This window comes from Woronichinia naegeliana WA131 (assembly GCA_025370055.1).
Classification (GTDB): Bacteria; Cyanobacteriota; Cyanobacteriia; order Cyanobacteriales; family Microcystaceae; genus Woronichinia; species Woronichinia naegeliana.
In genome coordinates this window covers 6,010,936-6,029,523 of record CP073041.1, presented here as the reverse complement: position 1 = coordinate 6,029,523, position 18,588 = coordinate 6,010,936, and the positions used below count along the sequence as shown (strand labels likewise).

15 protein-coding genes and 5 pseudogenes are annotated in these 18,588 nt (G+C 41.9%); 9 read left to right on the top strand and 11 right to left on the bottom strand.

Annotation, left to right across the window (positions count from 1 at the left end):
- Window positions 1-24: 24 nt before the first annotated feature.
- Window positions 25-1,000: pseudogene (locus KA717_30650) on the bottom strand (IS5 family transposase).
- A gap of 132 nt (window positions 1,001-1,132) precedes the next feature.
- Between KA717_30650 and KA717_30645 the strand changes: the two are divergent.
- Both KA717_30645 and KA717_30640 read left to right on the top strand, forming a co-directional pair.
- Entirely contained in the window at window positions 1,133-1,576 is a 444-nt protein-coding gene (locus KA717_30645) for a helix-turn-helix domain-containing protein (protein UXE60000.1), read from the top strand.
- Window positions 1,577-1,593: 17 nt separating this feature from the next.
- Complete coding sequence (locus tag KA717_30640; GenBank protein UXE59999.1) at window positions 1,594-2,037, top strand: transposase; 444 nt, start codon at window positions 1,594-1,596, stop codon at window positions 2,035-2,037.
- Here KA717_30640 and KA717_30635 read toward each other — a convergent pair.
- Window positions 2,024-3,067, bottom strand: coding sequence for an IS630 family transposase (locus KA717_30635; GenBank protein UXE59998.1), 1,044 nt, complete (start codon window positions 3,065-3,067; stop codon window positions 2,024-2,026). The two genes, KA717_30640 and KA717_30635, sit on opposite strands and share 14 nt — an antisense overlap.
- A gap of 82 nt (window positions 3,068-3,149) precedes the next feature.
- Between KA717_30635 and KA717_30630 the strand changes: the two are divergent.
- The 4 genes and pseudogenes from KA717_30630 (at window position 3,150) to KA717_30615 (ending at window position 4,925) form a co-directional block, all read left to right on the top strand.
- A pseudogene (locus KA717_30630) lies at window positions 3,150-3,398 on the top strand (transposase).
- Between the two features lie 236 nt (window positions 3,399-3,634).
- Window positions 3,635-3,862: pseudogene (locus KA717_30625) on the top strand (IS630 family transposase).
- A gap of 55 nt (window positions 3,863-3,917) precedes the next feature.
- Window positions 3,918-4,403, top strand: a complete 486-nt coding sequence (locus KA717_30620) for a hypothetical protein (GenBank protein ID UXE59997.1) — start codon at window positions 3,918-3,920, stop codon at window positions 4,401-4,403.
- A gap of 24 nt (window positions 4,404-4,427) precedes the next feature.
- Window positions 4,428-4,925: a transposase gene (locus tag KA717_30615; protein UXE59996.1), complete on the top strand. Its 498-nt coding sequence runs from the start codon at window positions 4,428-4,430 to the stop codon at window positions 4,923-4,925.
- A 15-nt stretch (window positions 4,926-4,940) separates the two neighbouring features.
- Here KA717_30615 and KA717_30610 read toward each other — a convergent pair.
- Window positions 4,941-6,222, bottom strand: a pseudogene (locus tag KA717_30610) (ISKra4 family transposase).
- A gap of 77 nt (window positions 6,223-6,299) precedes the next feature.
- Window positions 6,300-6,809 (bottom strand): tetratricopeptide repeat protein, encoded by a 510-nt coding sequence (locus KA717_30605; protein UXE59995.1) that lies wholly within the window; start codon window positions 6,807-6,809, stop codon window positions 6,300-6,302.
- 255 nt (window positions 6,810-7,064) lie between these two features.
- Between KA717_30605 and KA717_30600 the strand changes: the two are divergent.
- Window positions 7,065-8,346 (top strand): annotated as a pseudogene (locus KA717_30600) (ISKra4 family transposase).
- A 231-nt stretch (window positions 8,347-8,577) separates the two neighbouring features.
- On the opposite strand, the gene KA717_30595 reads toward KA717_30600, so the two are convergent.
- The gene (locus KA717_30595) at window positions 8,578-10,017 is read right to left on the bottom strand and encodes a DUF4912 domain-containing protein (GenBank protein ID UXE59994.1); all 1,440 of its coding nucleotides are present in this window, start codon (window positions 10,015-10,017) and stop codon (window positions 8,578-8,580) included.
- Window positions 10,018-10,517: 500 nt separating this feature from the next.
- Window positions 10,518-10,997: a 2-C-methyl-D-erythritol 2,4-cyclodiphosphate synthase gene (gene ispF / locus KA717_30590; protein ID UXE59993.1), complete on the bottom strand. Its 480-nt coding sequence runs from the start codon at window positions 10,995-10,997 to the stop codon at window positions 10,518-10,520.
- Between the two features lie 34 nt (window positions 10,998-11,031).
- Between ispF and KA717_30585 the strand changes: the two genes are divergently transcribed.
- Complete coding sequence (locus KA717_30585; protein ID UXE59992.1) at window positions 11,032-11,751, top strand: urease accessory protein UreF; 720 nt, start codon at window positions 11,032-11,034, stop codon at window positions 11,749-11,751.
- On the opposite strand, the gene KA717_30580 is transcribed toward KA717_30585, so the two are convergent.
- From KA717_30580 to KA717_30560, 5 genes are all read right to left on the bottom strand, one after another.
- Window positions 11,748-12,881 carry a CO2 hydration protein gene (locus tag KA717_30580; protein UXE59991.1) on the bottom strand — a complete coding sequence of 378 codons (1,134 nt, stop codon included), beginning with the start codon at window positions 12,879-12,881 and terminating at the stop codon, window positions 11,748-11,750. The two genes, KA717_30585 and KA717_30580, sit on opposite strands and share 4 nt — an antisense overlap.
- A 200-nt stretch (window positions 12,882-13,081) precedes the next feature.
- Window positions 13,082-13,285, bottom strand: a complete 204-nt coding sequence (locus tag KA717_30575) for a hypothetical protein (GenBank protein ID UXE59990.1) — start codon at window positions 13,283-13,285, stop codon at window positions 13,082-13,084.
- Window positions 13,272-13,439, bottom strand: coding sequence for a BrnT family toxin (locus KA717_30570; protein ID UXE64821.1), 168 nt, complete (start codon window positions 13,437-13,439; stop codon window positions 13,272-13,274). The genes KA717_30575 and KA717_30570 overlap by 14 nt, the downstream gene beginning before the upstream one ends.
- A gap of 254 nt (window positions 13,440-13,693) precedes the next feature.
- Complete coding sequence (locus KA717_30565) at window positions 13,694-15,202, bottom strand: NADH-quinone oxidoreductase subunit M (protein UXE64820.1); 1,509 nt, start codon at window positions 15,200-15,202, stop codon at window positions 13,694-13,696.
- Between the two features lie 80 nt (window positions 15,203-15,282).
- On the bottom strand, window positions 15,283-17,175 hold the full coding sequence (locus tag KA717_30560) for an NAD(P)H-quinone oxidoreductase subunit F (GenBank protein ID UXE59989.1): 1,893 nt from the start codon (window positions 17,173-17,175) through the stop codon (window positions 15,283-15,285).
- Window positions 17,176-17,414: 239 nt separating this feature from the next.
- Between KA717_30560 and KA717_30555 the strand changes: the two genes are divergently transcribed.
- Window positions 17,415-18,578: an NDP-sugar synthase gene (locus KA717_30555; protein ID UXE59988.1), complete on the top strand. Its 1,164-nt coding sequence runs from the start codon at window positions 17,415-17,417 to the stop codon at window positions 18,576-18,578.
- Window positions 18,579-18,588 lie beyond the last annotated feature (10 nt).

Genomic DNA, 18,588 nt, shown 5'->3' with positions numbered 1-18,588 from the left:
TTTTGACTTTTTCAGCAAGCCCTAATTATCCCAACTTAATTTGTCTAAGAAGACAAAGCCATTCACATTACTTGCCGATATTTTAGCTCCAAACTCTACTGCTTTTCCCGCTTTTCCACGCACTATTGGACGCACGTGAGGTTGGCTTACACTCACAATTCTGTTTTCTACTTTATTTGTCTTTTTTTCATACATTTCTAACTGTTGCTCATACACTTTTCCTATCGTTACAAGCTCTTCTTGCTCTTTTTTCGTTAGTTTTTCTAACTTTGCTCCCTCTTCTATCATTTTTTCTATATGAGACAAGTTTCTTTTTATATATCCTAGTTGTTTTTTTGTTCCTTTTCTTCTTTCTTTTTTTGACACACGACGTTTTTTTGCTATGGCTAAGTACTCTTTTCTTGCCACTTCCCTATAAGTCCTCGGCTTTTCTTTCCTTTTCTCTTTTATTTCTTCATACAGCTTATCTATTATTTTTTCTGTTTTTTCTCTGGCATCATTCAATATTCCTATATCCGTTGGATATTTTATATCTGCTGGTGTACAAGTCGCATCTAACAATAACTTTCCTTCATTTTCTTTTTTTTCTGACGCTACACCCGTCGCTTTTTTTCTATTTCTTTATTAATTTTATTTATTAATTCCATTCCTATTTTTTTACGAAAATGAACCATCATTGACGCATTAAATGCTTCTTTGCTACTATAGCTTTCCATTCCTATAAAGTACTGTAAATAAGGGTTCTCTTTTATTTGTTCTACTGTTTCTCTGTCACTTTTTCCTGAAATTTCTTTGATAATTATGCTCCTAATGCCATTCTAAATGACTTGGCTGGGGCTCCTTTTTTTTCTATGAAGTTTTTTGCATATTCTTCCTCATATTCTTCCCAGGGAATCATTTTTGACATTTCTATCCAACGATTTTCTTCGTCTAACTGCCCGCCGAACAGATTTTTCAAGTTTTCTGGTGTTTCAATTGAGTACTGTTGCTTTCGGTACATCTGCTTTCTCTCTTCTTAATGCAATGGTTTTGAGGCATTCTACCCTATTTTCGTGCATTCTAGCGGTTCTTAATTCGCCTACTATTTTTCTCCGTAAAGGTTTCAGCTTTTTTCAGCAAGCCCTAAGTAACCATGCTCAAGACCTATATTGTCCGATTAAGTCAAGAAGAACGTCAGACCCTAAAAGATTTGGTATCCATCGGCAAAGGAGCGGCTTACAAAATTAAGCACGCCAATATTCTGTTAAACATTGATGTGAATGGACAAGGATGGACGGATGAGGAAGCTGCCGCCGCCTTTAGTTGTCACCGTAACACAGTCGCCAATCTCAGGGAGCGATTGGTCAATGAAGGTGTGGAGTCAGCATTAAGCCGCAAGCCCCGCAAAACGCCGCCTCGTCAACCGATTATTGATGGAGAGGTAGAAGCAAAACTAATCGCCTTACGTTGTGGAGAACCGCCTGCTGGTCAAGCCCGTTGGACATTGAGGTTACTAGCCGACAAGGCGGTCGAGTTAGAAATTGTGCCAGCAATTAGTCACGAAACCGTGCGTCAAGTGTTAAAAAAAACGAACTAAAACCTCATCTGCGACAGATGTACGTGATTCCACCAGAAAAGAGTGCCGAATTTGTGTCTAACATGGAAGATGTTCTAGAAATTTATCACCGACCCTATGACCCCAATTGTCCAGTGATTTGCATGGATGAGCAACCTATACAATTGGTCAAAGAAACCCGCCTTCCTCTACCAGCCAAACCTGGACAGCCAGAGGCGCATGATTACGAATATGAACGCAATGGAACAGCCAATATCTTTATGTTTACAGAACCCTTGTCTGGGTGGCGAAAGACAGTTGTCAGTGAACGTAGAACATCGGTTGACTGGGCAACAGAAATTAAGAATTTACTCGATAACGACTATGCTGATAACGACAAAGTCATTTTAGTATGTGATCAGCTAAATACTCACAAACTTGCCTCACTATATGAAGCATTTGAGCCTTCCACGGCTCGTCGTCTATACTTCAAACGTTCATAATCTGAGATTTATCAAAGCGTTGAAATCGTAAGGTGAGCAAAGAATCAAGCTCCTCCTTATATTTTACGTTAGCATCTTCAAGACATCCTGAAATTGCTGCAGAAAACTGCGTAAAATCTTCATAATATTTTGCGTATAAACACTTCTTTTTCACAAACTTCCACAGTCTTTCAATTAAATTCAAGTTAGGAGAATAAGGAGGTAAGTACAGTAACTCTATTCCTAATGATTCTGCCAACTCCTGCACAATTCGGCATTTTTGATAACGAGCATTGTCTAATACCAACGTAATCGGTATTAATAGTCCTAATTCTGCTATCTTTTCTAGGAGTTCACAAACCTGAGTTCCCGTAATATAAGAACTGTTCGTTACCATAATTACTTCATGGGTAATTGCATTTAATGCTCCTAACACATTAAAACGTTTTCTCCCTGATCGTGACTTAATAAAAATCCTCTTGAAGCACCATATAAAATTTACAAATGCTCCCATTACAAAATGAGAGGCATCTACAAAGAAAACTGCCCTTTTTCCTGCTTTTGCCTCTTCTAGCCTTGGTTCTAGTTCTTTTTCTCTATAGCTATCCTGAGCTTCTACATCTGCTTTTGATGCAAATGTTCCCACCTTTAGAAACCTCATTCCTATTGACTTTAAAAATTTTCTGACTTGCGTTGGACTTCTTTTTATTCCCGTTAATTCTTCTATTCTTTTTACTGCTTCATTTATTCTTGCTGGTGGATTTGACTCAAAATATGCCTCAATTTTCCCTTGATGCTCTGTTAACTCGCTTTTCGGGCGATTAAATTTTATTTCTTTTAGTTTTTCTATCCCGCCCTCTTGATAATCACGGATATAGCTTGTCACCGTATTTACTGAAACTCCTGCGAATTGAGCAATTTTTTGATGAGATAATCCCTGACTTTTTAACCATAAAACTTCCATCTTTAGCTGTACTCTAGGATGCGGGTGATTAAACCGACCGTAAGACAACAGTCTTTTGTCTTCTTCCGTAAATTCTAACTTAATCATTTCTCAGCCTCTTGACTACTTTTTCTATTTTTACTATATTATCTCTTATTTTTAAAATTCGCAACTTGTGACCGTGTTCAGTATAGTCGAACGGTTGGAAATTCACCATACCCCAAAACATGGCAGTTGGCTTAATATTGCTGAAAACGAGCTGTCCGCAATGACTCGGCAATGCCTAGCTCGTCGAATTCCAGATCGGGAAACTTTAGAGCAAGAAACAACGGCTTGGTACACTCAGCGCAATCATTCCCAAAAGTCGGTAGATTGGCAATTCACGACGGCTGAGGCTCGTATCCGTCTCAAGCGTCTTTATCCACAAATAGAAAATTGACAGACCAGTAGGCTGGATAAGGGTTTCCGAGATCATGATTGATTTTTTATGAAACGCTGAAAGTCTTATCAGATAAGGAGTCTAGAATTTAGATGCGTTTGCCCTGCTCTGAACTTGCTCACATACGGAGAAGAAACTAAAACTCGGTATTATAGGGTAAGCGACTGCGTGCTGGTTGGGACGAAGATTATCTTCTTCAGGTTTTACGGGGAGAAAATTTAAGATGCGTTCGCCCTAATGGCAGTTGGCTTAATATTGCTGAAAACGAGCTGTCCGCAATGACTCGGCAATGCCTAGCTCGTCGAATTCCAGATCGGGAAACTTTAGAGCAAGAAACAACGGCTTGGTACACTCAGCGCAATCATTTCCAAAAGTCGGTAGATTGGCAATTCACGACGGCTGAGGCTCGTATCCGTCTCCATTGGTGTCAACTTAAGCCAAAATGCCTACTCACAAAAGATTAGCCTAAAAGCAGGCAGAAGTAAGAGTAGGCTGAAAAAAAGGTTAGTATATAAAAAAGTGAGCAAAAAACAAATGGCAAGACAACATCCTCGGAGAAAAGGAAACCCAGACTTACGTCGTAAGACAAATCAGCCAGGGGTAGAAATCCCTGAAATAACAAAAGAGTTGTTTGAATTACTAGAACCCACAATGTTTACACCATTAAAATATTTACAGGGAACTCATGAGAAGATGATGAGAGATAGGGTGTTAAATTTACCAGTAATGGTGGCATTAGTGTTAAGTATAGTGTATCGTCAAATAGCGGGTATAAGTGAAGCGGTAAGACTGTTAGAGGAAGAGGGATTGCTATGGGTAGCATCATTAAAAGTAAGCAAACAGGCAGTATCAAAAAGAATGATGAATGTGCCAGCCGAAATATTTGCAATATTACTAAAAGAAGTGTTAGAAAAAGCAGCCGAAAAAGGGAAGAAGCTCCAAGTAGGAGAAAAATGGGAAAAAATAAGAGAAAAGTTTAGTGCAGTGTGGATAGCAGATGGCTAAACGCTAGAGCAGATAAGGAAAAATATGAAAATAAGTAAAGAAGAAAAGAGTAAATTGGGGGGTAAAATAATGATGGTAGTGGAAGCCTTTACCCAAAGACCCGTTACTTTATGGTACACAGAAAATGATAAATCAAATGATAAAATATGGTGTGAAGAATTGGCAGCTAAATTACCAGAAAATGGTTTAATTCTCGTAGATATGGGATTTTTTAGCTTTGTGTGGTTTGATTTGTTAACAGAAGCTAAAAAGTTTTTTCTAACCAGATTTAGAGCGGGTACATCTTACAAAACCAAACAAGTATTGTCTCAAGGTAGTCATTACAGAGATGAGATTATCATTATGGGAAATTACCGTTCTAATCCTTGCAAGCATCCGGTGAGATTAGTCTCAGTATTATGGGGAACAATCTGGTATCAGTATTTAACAAATGTGTTGTCTCCCGAACAACTGTCCGCCGAAGAGGTCTGTGATTTATATCGAAGACGATGGACAATCGAAGAGGGTGCGACCTTTAGTTGATAAAAGCTGTTGTAATCAGGGTTCTACAGGGAACCCATATTGATCAAGTTTTGCCCAAAATTGACTCCATCGTTCCTTCGTCAATACCAAAGCTCGTAGGCTCAAAATAATTCCTGCTCCTTTTTCCTTCCATCGCATCCCTGAACAACATAATCGTTGTTTGACCAACGTCTTACAAGCTGCTTCCGTAACACCTGAACCAATCGGATACTTTTTCTCTAAGTATTCAGCATAATCCATTTGATGCTGATGATTCTCGTAATAAGTAATCGCCGCTTGTAGTTTCTCGGTAAGATTCTTAGAATGACTTTTTTCTTCTTTGACTTCTTTCATCAGATTTAGCAGTTCTCCTGCTTTTCCTTTTTCATGCTTGAGTTCTCGACAATTTTCAGTCAACCATTCTTTTTGTTTTGACACGGTATTAGGATGCAACGCTTCTGCCAAGGCACCTAAGTAACCAGAGGCATGATAGAAATCTAATATCTGTTCTTCCGTTTGCTTTTCTAAAAACTTCCAATTTGATTCTGCCCCGTCTGCTATCCCGACCAATGTTGCCTCTGGATAACGGTTTTTCGCTCGCTCAATTTCTCTTTCTAATCTTTCTAGAAAACTCTTTTTTCCATACTCTGGTGCCGCACCTAGATAGATTGTAGGTTGACGTTCGCCTTCACTATCGTATAGGGAAACGGTTCCCACCATTGCTTCACGGTAGCCATCCTCACACATCAGCATACAGGTTCCATCTAATCCTATTCCCACTGTTGCAATTTGGCTATCCTCCTTGGGCGGGGCATAACTCCACGCTTCTTCTTTTGCCTGTACCACACTTCCTACTGCTTCACTCAATCTTTGGATATAGGATAGCGCTACTTTTCTACCATGATTTTCTAATAAATCATTTTTCACCTCTTTGCCTGCCATCCCTGACATTTTTGAGGATACCTGTTTTGCCAATAATGGCGTTGATGTTATGATTATCCTTGCTTCTCTTTCTAAGGGGCAATACGTTTTTCCTCAAAGGTGAACGCTGATATACATGACGATTCACTATAACCTCACCATAAGGTGTTTGATATTCTTTCGGTTGCTCTCCCTTACTCTTCCAGATTTCTTCACCGATTTTTAAGGGTGAACCATCTGTATCTAAATATTTCAAGGCTTCTTTGCTGGCGATGCAACCTACTTCGTTTAAGCCTTTTTGAATATTTATTTCTGTATCCAACATTGAACGACTGAGTTCTAATGTTAGTTCTATTTTTATCTTTGAACCCTCTACATTAATTAGTTTTGCTGTCATCATTGTTTCCTCTTTGTCACTTTTCATCCCATGTTAACACTTTTCTTTTCCTTCATCAACTAAAGGTCACACCCAAGTCATTTTTCTTGTTTCTTCAGGATAAGTAATTCCTGAATTTTAGGTTGTAGAGCCTCATAACTGGTTGTATTATTTTGAGCTTGATAGAGTTTTGCTGCTTGTTGTAAATCCTGCAATGCTTCCGTAAATTTGTTCTGTTCTTGTTTGAGTAGGCCTCTGGCTTGATAAGCCTCTGTTAGTTTCTGGTCGAGTTTAATCGCTCGGTTATAGTCCGCGATCGCGCCTTTTTGATCGCCCAATTTCTGTTTAGCCAGACCTCGATTGTAGTAGGCCTCAGCAGCATGGGGATATTCACGAATCAGACGAGAAAAAATAGTGATCGCCCCTCCATAATCTCCTTGCATTCCGCGATCCATCCCTTCGATCAACCGATCCTCAAAGCTGGTTTGAGCAGAAATCTGAGTGAGAAGATCAGGCAATGTGCTGAATAACCGAGGAGAAAATTCTGTCAGAAAAAGCGATCGGCTTAACCAAACCCCTAAAAAAATACTCCAGATAAAACCATTCATTTTTTCCAGATCAATATTTTGCCAGATATGGACTATAGCAATTTTTAGAAAGACGAGGTACAGGCAAGAGGCTTAAGCTCCTTGTTAGCAAAATTTATAGAGGGCTCACTAAATCGCAAAACGCTATAGTTAGGATTTGGGCGTAAGCCTTACTACGGAAGGGGTTGGTAGGGGTTCAAGGGGGTGTGACCTTTAGTTGATGAAGGAAAAGAAAAGTGTTAACATGGGATGAAAAGTGACAAAGAGGAAACAATGATGACAGCAAAACTAATTAATGTAGAGGGTTCAAAGATAAAAATAGAACTAACATTAGAACTCAGTCGTTCAATGTTGGATACAGAAATAAATATTCAAAAAGGCTTAAACGAAGTAGGTTGCATCGCCAGCAAAGAAGCCTTGAAATATTTAGATACAGATGGTTCACCCTTAAAAATCGGTGAAGAAATCTGGAAGAGTAAGGGAGAGCAACCGAAAGAATATCAAACACCTTATGGTGAGGTTATAGTGAATCGTCATGTATATCAGCGTTCACCTTTGAGGAAAAACGTATTGCCCCTTAGAAAGAGAAGCAAGGATAATCATAACATCAACGCCATTATTGGCAAAACAGGTATCCTCAAAAATGTCAGGGATGGCAGGCAAAGAGGTGAAAAATGATTTATTAGAAAATCATGGTAGAAAAGTAGCGCTATCCTATATCCAAAGATTGAGTGAAGCAGTAGGAAGTGTGGTACAGGCAAAAGAAGAAGCGTGGAGTTATGCCCCGCCCAAGGAGGATAGCCAAATTGCAACAGTGGGAATAGGATTAGATGGAACCTGTATGCTGATGTGTGAGGATGGCTACCGTGAAGCAATGGTGGGAACCGTTTCCCTATACGATAGTGAAGGCGAACGTCAACCTACAATCTATCTAGGTGCGGCACCAGAGTATGGAAAAAAGAGTTTTCTAGAAAGATTAGAAAGAGAAATTGAGCGAGCGAAAAACCGTTATCCAGAGGCAACATTGGTCGGGATAGCAGACGGGGCAGAATCAAATTGGAAGTTTTTAGAAAAGCAAACGGAAGAACAGATATTAGATTTCTATCATGCCTCTGGTTACTTAGGTGCCTTGGCAGAAGCGTTGCATCCGAATACCGTGTCAAAACAAAAAGAATGGTTGACTGAAAATTGTCGAGAACTCAAGCATGAAAAAGGAAAAGCAGGAGAACTGCTAAATCTGATGAAAGAAGTCAAAGAAGAAAAAAGTCATTCTAAGAATCTTACCGAGAAACTACAAGCGGCGATTACTTATTACGAGAATCATCAGCATCAAATGGATTATGCTGAATACTTAGAGAAAAAGTATCCGATTGGTTCAGGTGTTACGGAAGCAGCTTGTAAGACGTTGGTCAAACAACGATTATGTTGTTCAGGGATGCGATGGAAGGAAAAAGGAGCAGGAATTATTTTGAGCCTACGAGCTTTGGTATTGACCAAGGAACGATGGAGTCAATTTTGGGCAAAACTTGATCAATATGGGTTCCCTGTAGAACCCTGATTACAACAGCTTTTATCAACTAAAGGTCGCACCCGTTCAAGGTTTGAACCCTCTACGGAAGGGGTTGGTAGGGGTTCAAGGTTTGAACCCTCAAAATGTACCTCACCACCATGAAAATTGCCATAAATGCTAAAAATTCTATAAAAAAATTACAAAAAAAATCCCCTGACAAAAACTATCAGGGAAACTGGGTTGGCAATCTTTGTAAGTACATTTTTCAGCGTACTTTTTCTAAACAGGCCATTCTAAAACCGCCTCTTCCTTGGTATTGGTACGACGGGAAGGCGTTTCACGGTTAAACTTCATGTGAATGGAACGAGTCTGTTCACCATCAGCTGCTACTGCCATAATCGGATAGTCAATTAAGCCATCTTGGAAGGACATTTGGAAGCGGAAAGTGCCATCGGGATTGAGTTTAATGGGACGACCACCGATCGTCACAGTGGCATCAGGTTCTGTTGCACCATAAACAATGAGTTCTGCATCGGCGACTAACCAGAACTGACGAGGACGAATGGGAGCTTCAGAAGCCATAAAGCCTGCACCAGAAGCCGTTAAGCCGATCCCTGACATATTTAGACCCGATACATTGGGGGCAGCCCACATCCCGACACCAGAGGGGAAAATGTAGGAGCTAAGAGCTTGTTCGTGCTGAATAGAACCGGCTACGTGTTGGACTGAACCGGCTACGTGCTGCATCCAACTGGGAATCGGTTGAACTGAACCGGCTACGTGCTGCATATAACTAGGAACTTGTTGAACTGAACCGGCTACGTGTTGGATGGAGCCAGCGACCTGTTGGATGGAACCCGCTACGTGTTGAACTGAACCAGCTACGTGTTGGATGGAGCCGGGCACTTGTTGCATGGAGCCATAGAGTGAACCTGCCATCCGTTGGGCTTCAGCAGATTGAGCCAGATCATAAACTTGATCGTGAATCGCATTACCGACACCCACTGCCCGCTTACTGGGGGGAACTAAGTTATAGAGGGTTCTTCCTTTCAGTTCTTCATCCCAGTTAACTGTGATAAACACATCTTCTACCCAATCAGAGGGATAGACAGGCGGAATACGAACGGGAATGGAACGAGCTAACACCAACCAACGACCATCAAAGGTGCGATAACCAATATCAACGGCATAGTCGCGATCGCTGACCGGGATCGGCAAATACCATTCTCGTGCTAACTCGTCACAGAGATATTCCTGAACGCTATGGGGACTTTGATAGTTGAGATTAACATCGGTGACATCATAGAGACGTAGGGCTAATTGCTGGCCACCCTGACTACGTAAAGCATTTTTCTGTTCATTGGGAATATCCCAGTAGGCATAGGCCCATTGAGGGTCACGAGGCATCAACACAATCCTGCTTTCGCCGTAGCCGCCTGGAAAATCGCCTAAATTTTCATCAACAGAAGTGAAAGGACCGCCAAATTTGTCATCCTGGCCCAATTCAAATTTTGATGCTTCCACAGCTTTTTCCTCCTGAGAGTGATTAGTATTCGTTAAAAAGGTTTTGTTTTGATTGTTTTCTTGAATTGCTTGTTCGATAGAAGCCAGTAATTGGGATTTACGCATCCGGCTATATCGTGAAATATTGTATTCACTAGCAACCCGCCGCAATTGTCGCAGCGTCATTTCTTCGAGAAGTGGACGTTCCTGGGTCATGAGATAAACTCTCCAATCATTTAGAACTCCTAGTAGTACAGAAGACAGGTTAAACAAACCCAAGGGTTGAATGAAGTAACTGTCTTATTAACTTTCCTTTTTTTTGGAGTTGCGCGATCGCCGAGGGCGGGGATCATTTGCTTAACCTTATGTAACATTCTCTTACCCCTTAACGTCAAGGGTTATATCCGCTAATTTCAAGCCTTTCAACGAATTATTAAGGATCTTAGGGGATCTAATATCATGATTTCATGACATAAACTGGGTTCGGTGTTAGCCGGAGCGATCACGCTCAGTGGTCAAACCGCAAATATCAAGTTTTCATGACAAAACAAGCCAATATTGGACAAACGGAAAAGCGTCACCCTTAATAGATGCGGATTTCTACACCTTGCGGTATATTAGAGCAGTGTGTGAGGAGTAAACAAAAAGCCCCTGGTGTCGAAACACGGAAAGACGACCAGGGGTTTTTCTTGGGGACATTACAGCCGAGGGAAAAGTTATTTGACGAGCAACACCACACTATAGGCCGCAATTCCTTCTTCACGCCCTACTGGGCCTAGGTTTTCATTGGTGGTCGCTTTAATACCAATCTGATCAGGTTCTAGGCTTAAAACCTGACTGAGTTTCTCTCGCATGGCTGGGAGATGGGGTTTTAATTTAGGTTGTTCTGCGACAATGACCGTATCGAGATTGCCGATCTGCCATCCTTGGTCTTGCACAAGCTGATTTACCTGAGCTAACAGTTTTAGACTATCGGCTCCAGCCCATTGGGGATCGGTTGGCGGAAAATAATGTCCAATATCTCCTAAACTTAAGGCTCCTAAGAGAGCGTCCATAATGGCATGGGTCAGCACATCAGCATCACTATGGCCCAACAAACCGAGATGATGAGCAATCTTAACTCCGCCCAAAATCAAATCCCGTCCTGCCACCAGACGGTGAATATCATAACCATTACCAATCCGTATAGAATTCATGGGGAGTATTTTAATTTAACTGGTTGGAATAAAGATGTCTTTATCTTTTCAAGCAAAGCCAGGTCTTTGTCAAGGGGCAAGTAATTCTGTTTCCCTTCTCGCTCTCTGGCAGTTAATCAGTCCCGCCTTACCTGTCGGAGCCTATAGTTATTCGGAAGGGTTGGAATGGTTAATTGAACATCAGATCATTCGGGATCAAAATACCCTAGACCATTGGCTGCGGCAAGAACTTCAATTTGGCTCTATTCGTGTGGAAGCGGCGATCGCGCTACGGGCCTACCAGGCCAGTCTCGATCAAGATTGGCCATTGTTAAATCGCTGGAATGATTATTTATCGGCCAGTCGGGAAAGCCTAGAACTGAGACAGCAAAGTTGGCAAATGGGTCAATCCATACGCAAACTGTTATTGGATTTAATCCCTGAACTGGATTCCGATTTTGCCCAGGTATCAACACCCTGTAATTATGCGATCGCCTTTGGACTAGCAGCGGCCCATTGTCACATTGATGTTTCTTTAGCCATCCTGGGTTATTTATCCAGTTGGGTTAGCAATTTAATCAGTGCTGGAGTTCGTTTAGTGCCGTTGGGACAGACCACTGGCCAAAAAATCATCTGGAATCTTCACCCCTTCCTGTTGCAAATAACGGCAGAAATCCTGCAACTATCCGATCAGCAATTGCAGACCTGTAGTTGGGGTTTAGGTTTAGCCTCGATGGGTCACGAAAGCCAATATACTCGCCTCTTTCGGAGTTAGCCATCATTGGCTGCTTGAATACGAGAGGTGGTAAAACGACTTAGCCATTGTTCTAGATAGAGACGATTAGCCTGCTTTTCCTCACTATTTTGGGTATCTAAGGGATGGGGGGCTAAACCTCGAATGGCTGCCGATGTGACGCAAAACATCGATTTTTGAAAACTCTCACAAATTTGCACTAACAAATCTTCTTCCTGGCGAAAACTTTGGCGATAAATTTGATGTAAATAATCGGGTAAAAAGTGACGCATATCCTGCATTAGTAACGTGGGAGGAATTCCGGCTCCGCCAATCGGTAAGGGATCAGCATATAAAGCTCCGTAGGTAAAAGTTGCCTGATCGTAGGGAATTTGATAGGCTTGGGCATTGTAGGAAACCGTACCAGGAAAGGGCGTTCCTCGGAAAAAAACAGCCTCTACGTAAGGAATAGCCGTATCCACTAAAAAGGTTAAACCCGCCGAGGACGGTAAGACATCATAGATTTTTTCCCGAATTTGCACCTGATAAATAATTGGCTTTTGGGCATCTGCAACTAAAGCATCTTGAATATGCTGAACGACCTGGGGAATGGTTGTGATTTCACCGCAATCATACCGATCCGATAGGCTTAGAAACATATCGGCCATGACTCGCCAAAACTGACCTAATCCCGAATAGTAGGCCATCATGCGTATTTGTTCTGGTAAAAACTCTGGAAAAATTTTGTGGAGGGTTAAAATGAAAGGATTGGTTTTAATTTTAGCCTGAATGATTGCTTCAATATTCTGTTTAAATTCGGCTCCGTCTAAGTAATTATCTAAACCGCCGCCGCCATGCCATAACATCGTTTTCATGCAATATTCAGCATACTCGAAGTTAATGCGATCGTGGAACCAATGTTTGATTAAATTTTGAAAATTAATTTTGCCATTAAAATATTTAAAAAAAGGAAATAACACTAAAAACTGGTTTTCGGCAATATAAATTAAATTACGGGAGTAGGCATCTAAAACAACACCATAGCTTTTGAGAATACCAACCACTTCTGTCACATTATGAGGAGAGTCATTCAGTAAGGCTTGACCGGCTTCCAGTTGATAAATATAGTTAGCCAGGGGATGTTTTGATACTTCTAAAGAACTTTTAATCATAGTTGATAATTAATATTGATTAATGATTGTAACTGTTACTGTTTCGAGTTTTCATGGTGAAAGTCTGTCGTTCTAAGCAATTTTATTTTATACGAAAGTTACTCACCCATAGTAAAAATCACAAAGGAGTCGGCGATCGCACCAGATTAATAAGGGTACGGAGAGCATGATTAACAGCTTGGGAATCGGGAAAATAGGGTTTAACATTCAGGGTCTAACAGAATTATAGCTTCTTCTATAGCAGGATAATCTTGGACAATCGTTGTTCCATCTTCTTGGTAAATCGTAACTGAATGACCTTGACGGTAGGCTTGATAATGTTTTCCACGTGTTCCTACACTAAAGTCATATTCGGGTAGCATTTCATCACTATCAAGGTTTAAGGAGGAGTTAGGATTGTTCATAAAGTTTTCTCTCTGTTAAGGTGGCTTTACGGCAACTAATTATTCGGATAACGTCTTGACGTTCTGTATAAGTAACTGTTAATAGACGATTATTAATCGACATTCCTAGATCAATCAATCGAGCTTCTCTTTGAGAATGGAGAGGATCATTGATTGTGATTGCGTAGGGATCATTGAAAATCGTTTTAGCTTCCTCAAAACTAAGATTATGCTTTCTTTAATTTTCTTGATTTTTAAGCTTATCCCACTCAAATTTTAACATTCTTGATTAATGCAAGCTCCCTTTGATCCGTAATTGCGAACGTTATTCAGTATTAGCTCCTTTCAAAATACTACGAGAGGCAATTAGATCAGGAAAGAGAACAGCTAATCTTAAAGCTCTAGGGATTTGGCAACCAAACCCTTACCTTAACTGTTGATCTTTTCGATCAACGGTAAAGTTTCAGCCACAGCCTCACTTTGACCTGTTAATAGTACGGCAGCTTGAGGTTCACTCCACAGGGTTAACCAATGGGGCTGAATACCTAAAACAAAAATAAGTAGGGCAAGGATCATGGCTGGAAAACGTTCTCGCCATAAAACTTTAGGTAATTTTGCTAATTCAGGTGTTAAACGTCCGAAAAAGACCCTGTTAACCATTAAGAGAAAATAAACAGCCGTTAAACCACTACCAATTAAACAAAATAGGGTTTGTACGGGAAAAATGGGGAAACTGCCCCTAAAAACCAAAAATTCAGCGATAAAGCCTGCTAATCCAGGAATTCCTGAACTGGCCATGACCCCTAAAATCATTAAACTGCCCACAACTGGTAAACCTCGTTGGGGTGTTAACAAGCCCCGTAGATAATCCACATCCCGACTGCCCGTTTTACGATAAACCACGCCCACCAAAAGAAATAACATCGCCGAAATTAATCCATGACTGACCATCTGAGCTGTCGCCGCCGTAATACTTAAACGAGTGGTTGCCGCCGCCGCCAGTAACACATAGGCCATGTGAGCAATGGAAGAATAGGCCACGACTTTTTTCATATCTTTTTGGGCGATCGCACAGGAGGCCCCATACAAGGCACTAATGGCAGCCAGGGTCGCTAACCAGGGAGCAATACTCACCCAGGCATCCAAATATAAACCGACTCCAAAGCGCAAAAGTCCGTAGGTTCCCAACTTTAATAAAACGCCTGCCAAAAGAACAGAAACGGGTGTCGAAGCTTCTACGTGGGCATCAGGCAGCCAGGTGTGAAAAGGAAAAATAGGGATTTTAATCGCTAATCCCAACAGCAAGGGAATTAACAGTAACAGTTGCAAATTAACGGGCAAGGTTTGCGATCGCAGGGGATCATAGTCGAAATTGAGAGAATGGGTTAACCAGACCCAGCCCAGAAAACTGACCAGGACTAAAAAGCCAGAGACCGCCGTATAAAGTAAAAACTTCATGGCCGCATAGCCGCGTCGATCGCCGCCCCAAATGGCAATCAGAAAATAGAGAGGAATAATTTCTAATTCGTAGAACAAAAAGAAGAGGAGCAGATCCTGGGCTAAAAAGGCTCCAGCCACCCCACCACTTAATAGTAAGAGCAAGGAAAAGTAGAAACGGGGACGAATTAAGGTATCAACATTAGTGCTATAAATAGCAATCAACGTTAATAAACTATTTAAACAAAGCAGAGGAAAAGAAAGTCCGTCCACCCCTAAGTGATAACTCAGACCAATACCGCTAATCCAGGAAAAAGATTCCACAAACTGCATCTGGGGATTATTGACCTCAAATTGCAGCCCTAAAACCACATTCAAAACCAAAATTAGCCCCGCAATCACTAAAGACAGCGATCGCCATTGGTTAGCAGTGCCTTCTTTGGGGAAAAAAGCAAGGATAATTGCTCCGAGAATAGGAATCCAAACCAGCAAACTTAGGATCATAAACATTCGTAAATTAGTTAATTAATAGAACGCATTAAAAGGCAAATAATTGTTAGCAAAATTAGCACAAAAGTTAACTACATCCATGATGACCAAAACTCCCTCAGCAATGACCACTGACCACTTAATACAACCCAAAATAACAAACTGACTCCCATCAGAATAGTTAATAAATAAAATTGAGATTGGCCGGAAGCATTATATTTCAAGGCACTACCACTGAAAATGGTCGCTAAACTGATCAAATTGACCGCTCCATCAATGACATAGCGATCAAACCAATCTGCTAAACGGGAAATACTCGCGACCGCCGCTACCACCGTTACGGCATAAATACGGTCAAGATAAAAGTCATAGGAAAATAAATCTTGGCAAAAGCGCACCGATAATTGCATAGAACGAGACAATGCCCGATCTAATTTAATAGTGCTACCAATGCCAAAACCGATTAAACCGGCGACAAAAACCACAACCATTCCCCACTGACTGAGCCAACTATCCTGATTCATTAGCGGCATGGTGGGAGAAAGCCAAAGGGGCCAGCGAATCGGAGCCAAAGGAGCAATTAAGGTTGCCAACGTTAACGTCACCATCGGAACCGCCATCGGCCAGGGAACTTCGGGAGCACGTCTAGTTTTACTCTGGGATGGCCCTAAAAAGACTAAGCGAAATACCCGCGTCAAATTGAGAGCCGAGAGTAGATTTAAAAAACAGAGTAAGATTAATATCCACCAATTAATGTCCCAGGAACCATTTAACCAACGTTGCCAAGTCCAAAACATCCCCATGGGCAACACCCCAATAATGCCCGCAGAACCAACGACAAAGGCAGTGGTAGTGGCTGGCATCCGTGACCACAATCCTCCCATTTCCGTAATATTTTGATTACTGGTGGTCTGAATAATCGAACCAGCACTCATAAATAACAGTGCTTTGGCGATCGCATGGGTAAAGAGAATTAAAAAAGCAATATCCACATGGCCCAAACCCACCGCCACAAACACCAAACCTAGATAGGCACTGGTGGAATGAGATAAGGCCCGCTTAATATCAATTTGGGCGATCGCAATCAAGGAAGTAATAATAGCCGTCACCGTGCCTAGCACAATAAGGGTATTAGAAACTAGGGGTGATAGGGCAAAGACCGGCTGAAGTTTAATTAAAACGTAGGCTCCCGCCGAAACCACAATCGAATTCCGCATAATTCCCGCCGGATTAGGCCCTTCCATCGCCTCATCTAGCCAGAGATTAAGGGGAAATTGGGCGCATTTTCCCGTTGGCCCGGCAATCAGAGATAGACCCAAGAGGGTTGCCGTTAAGGGCGGAATAGGAGAGCAATTGGCCCAGCTATCTAACTGAGAAAAGGTTAAACCCTCTCCATAACTAGAGAGAGCCACAACCCCCATTAACAAAATAATGTCACCGACCCGTTTGGTTAAAAAGGCATCTCGCGCTGCACTCACCACCAGGGGTTGAGCATACCAAAATCCCACCAATAGATAGGTGGAAAGGGTCAGAATTTCTAAGAGCGCGTAACTTAAAAAGAGGGAATCACTCAAAGCCATCGCTCCCAGAGCCGCCTCAAAAACCCCCAAAAGTCCATAAAAACGAGCTAAAGACCAATCCTTTTCCATGTAGCCCAGGGCATAAAGTTGAGCCAACAAACTGATCCCTGTGACGACTTCCAAGGCTCCTAAACTCACCGGCGAAATCTGAAGTGAAAAGGAAAGATCCAGATCCGCTACCTGGAGCCAATGAAAGACAATCTGTATCGTCTGTTTCTGCCAAATCGCCGTAAACACAGCCGTTCCATGCAAGACAGAAACCAGGGTCATTAAAATATTGAAATAGGCAGCCGGGCGCGGCCCCGTTCGTTTAACCAGTCCTACTGACCAGGGAAGGGTCAAAAAGGAGCCAATTAAGCTATAAAAGGGAATAAACCAACTATTTTGTAAAAGAAAGTCAGTCATTTATTAAAGTCTTTTGTATATTGATGTCCCAATCGTCCAAACTCTACGCTACAGTAGCATAGGACACTTGACAACCTCCGATCCCCACCCGATGCAAACCCCATCCCAATCAAGGGAAATTCTGATCTAGCAAGACTGACTAAAAGGTTATCAGCATTCAAACGAGATGGTAAACTGATCTTGATCTAGCCTAACTTTTGTACATTAAACTAAAGGCTTGAGGTTGAGGAAGATATTTAATGAAAGCCATGATTTTGGCCGCTGGCAAAGGAACTCGTGTTCGCCCCATCACCTATACTATCCCTAAGCCAATGATTCCCATTTTGCAGAAACCCGTCATGGAGTTTTTGCTGGAATTACTGAGACAGCATGGTTTTGACCAGATTATGGTAAATGTAAGTCATCTGGCTGAAGAGATCGAAAGTTATTTCCGTGATGGTCAACGCTTTGGTGTGCAAATTGCCTATTCCTTTGAAGGCCAGATTGAGGATGGTCGCCTAGTGGGAGCAGCGATCGGATCGGCTGGAGGATTGCGGCGCATCCAGGACTTTAATCCTTTTTTTGATGATACTTTTGTCGTTCTCTGTGGAGATGCTCTGATTGATTTGGATTTGACAGCCGCGTTGCAATACCATCGGGAAAAAGGGGCGATCGCCACCATTGTCACCAAGTCTGTCCCTAGAGAATCGGTATCAAGTTATGGTGTGGTGGTGACGGATGAGGATGGCCGGATTCAAGCCTTTCAGGAAAAACCATCGGTAGATGAGGCTTTAAGTACTCAGATTAACACCGGCATCTATATTTTTGAACCGGAAATTATTGATTTTATTCCCCCCAATCAGGAATATGATCTCGGTGGTGATCTCTTTCCTCGTTTAGTCGAAAAGGGAGCCGCTTTTTTTGCGGTCAATATGGATTTTGAATGGGTCGATATTGGCAAAGTTCCAGACTATTGGCAAGCCATTCGCGGGGTTTTGTCCCAAGAGATTAAAAATGTCTCTATCCCAGGAATTGAAGTTAAGCCAGGTATTTATACGGGTATTAACGTGGCGGTCAATTGGGACAAGGTTCACATTGAAGGCCCCGTCTATATTGGCGGCATGACCCGCATTGAAGATGGCGCAACCATTATCGGGCCTGCCATGATTGGCCCCAGTTGTTGTATTTGCAGTGGTGCGGTGGTTGATAACAGTGTGATTTTTGAGTATTCCCGCTTGGGGCCGGGGGTTCGCTTGGTCGATAAGTTAGTTTTTGGCCGTTATTGTGTGGATAAGACGGGGGCGGCGATCGATGTTCAGGCCGCCGCCTTAGATTGGTTGATTACCGATACTCGTCAAACTCTTCCCTACGAAGAAAGCAGTCAACAACAAATGATCGCTAACTTTCTTAAACAAAAGGATTAATAGATTTGAT

What these genes read in the sequence shown, in the direction of transcription:
- KA717_30560 (UXE59989.1), bottom strand. Translation starts at nt 17,175, where the DNA reads ATGACTGACTTTCTTTTACAAAATAGTTGGTTTATTCCCTTTTATAGC.
- KA717_30555 (UXE59988.1), top strand. Translation starts at nt 17,415, where the DNA reads ATGAAAGCCATGATTTTGGCCGCTGGCAAAGGAACTCGTGTTCGCCCC.
- ispF (UXE59993.1), bottom strand. Translation starts at nt 10,997, where the DNA reads ATGAATTCTATACGGATTGGTAATGGTTATGATATTCACCGTCTGGTG.
- KA717_30605 (UXE59995.1), bottom strand. Translation starts at nt 6,809, where the DNA reads ATGAATGGTTTTATCTGGAGTATTTTTTTAGGGGTTTGGTTAAGCCGA.
- KA717_30640 (UXE59999.1), top strand. Translation starts at nt 1,594, where the DNA reads ATGTACGTGATTCCACCAGAAAAGAGTGCCGAATTTGTGTCTAACATG.
- KA717_30575 (UXE59990.1), bottom strand. Translation starts at nt 13,285, where the DNA reads ATGAACAATCCTAACTCCTCCTTAAACCTTGATAGTGATGAAATGCTA.
- KA717_30635 (UXE59998.1), bottom strand. Translation starts at nt 3,067, where the DNA reads ATGATTAAGTTAGAATTTACGGAAGAAGACAAAAGACTGTTGTCTTAC.
- KA717_30585 (UXE59992.1), top strand. Translation starts at nt 11,032, where the DNA reads ATGTCTTTATCTTTTCAAGCAAAGCCAGGTCTTTGTCAAGGGGCAAGT.
- KA717_30580 (UXE59991.1), bottom strand. Translation starts at nt 12,881, where the DNA reads ATGATTAAAAGTTCTTTAGAAGTATCAAAACATCCCCTGGCTAACTAT.
- KA717_30595 (UXE59994.1), bottom strand. Translation starts at nt 10,017, where the DNA reads ATGACCCAGGAACGTCCACTTCTCGAAGAAATGACGCTGCGACAATTG.
- KA717_30615 (UXE59996.1), top strand. Translation starts at nt 4,428, where the DNA reads ATGAAAATAAGTAAAGAAGAAAAGAGTAAATTGGGGGGTAAAATAATG.
- KA717_30645 (UXE60000.1), top strand. Translation starts at nt 1,133, where the DNA reads ATGCTCAAGACCTATATTGTCCGATTAAGTCAAGAAGAACGTCAGACC.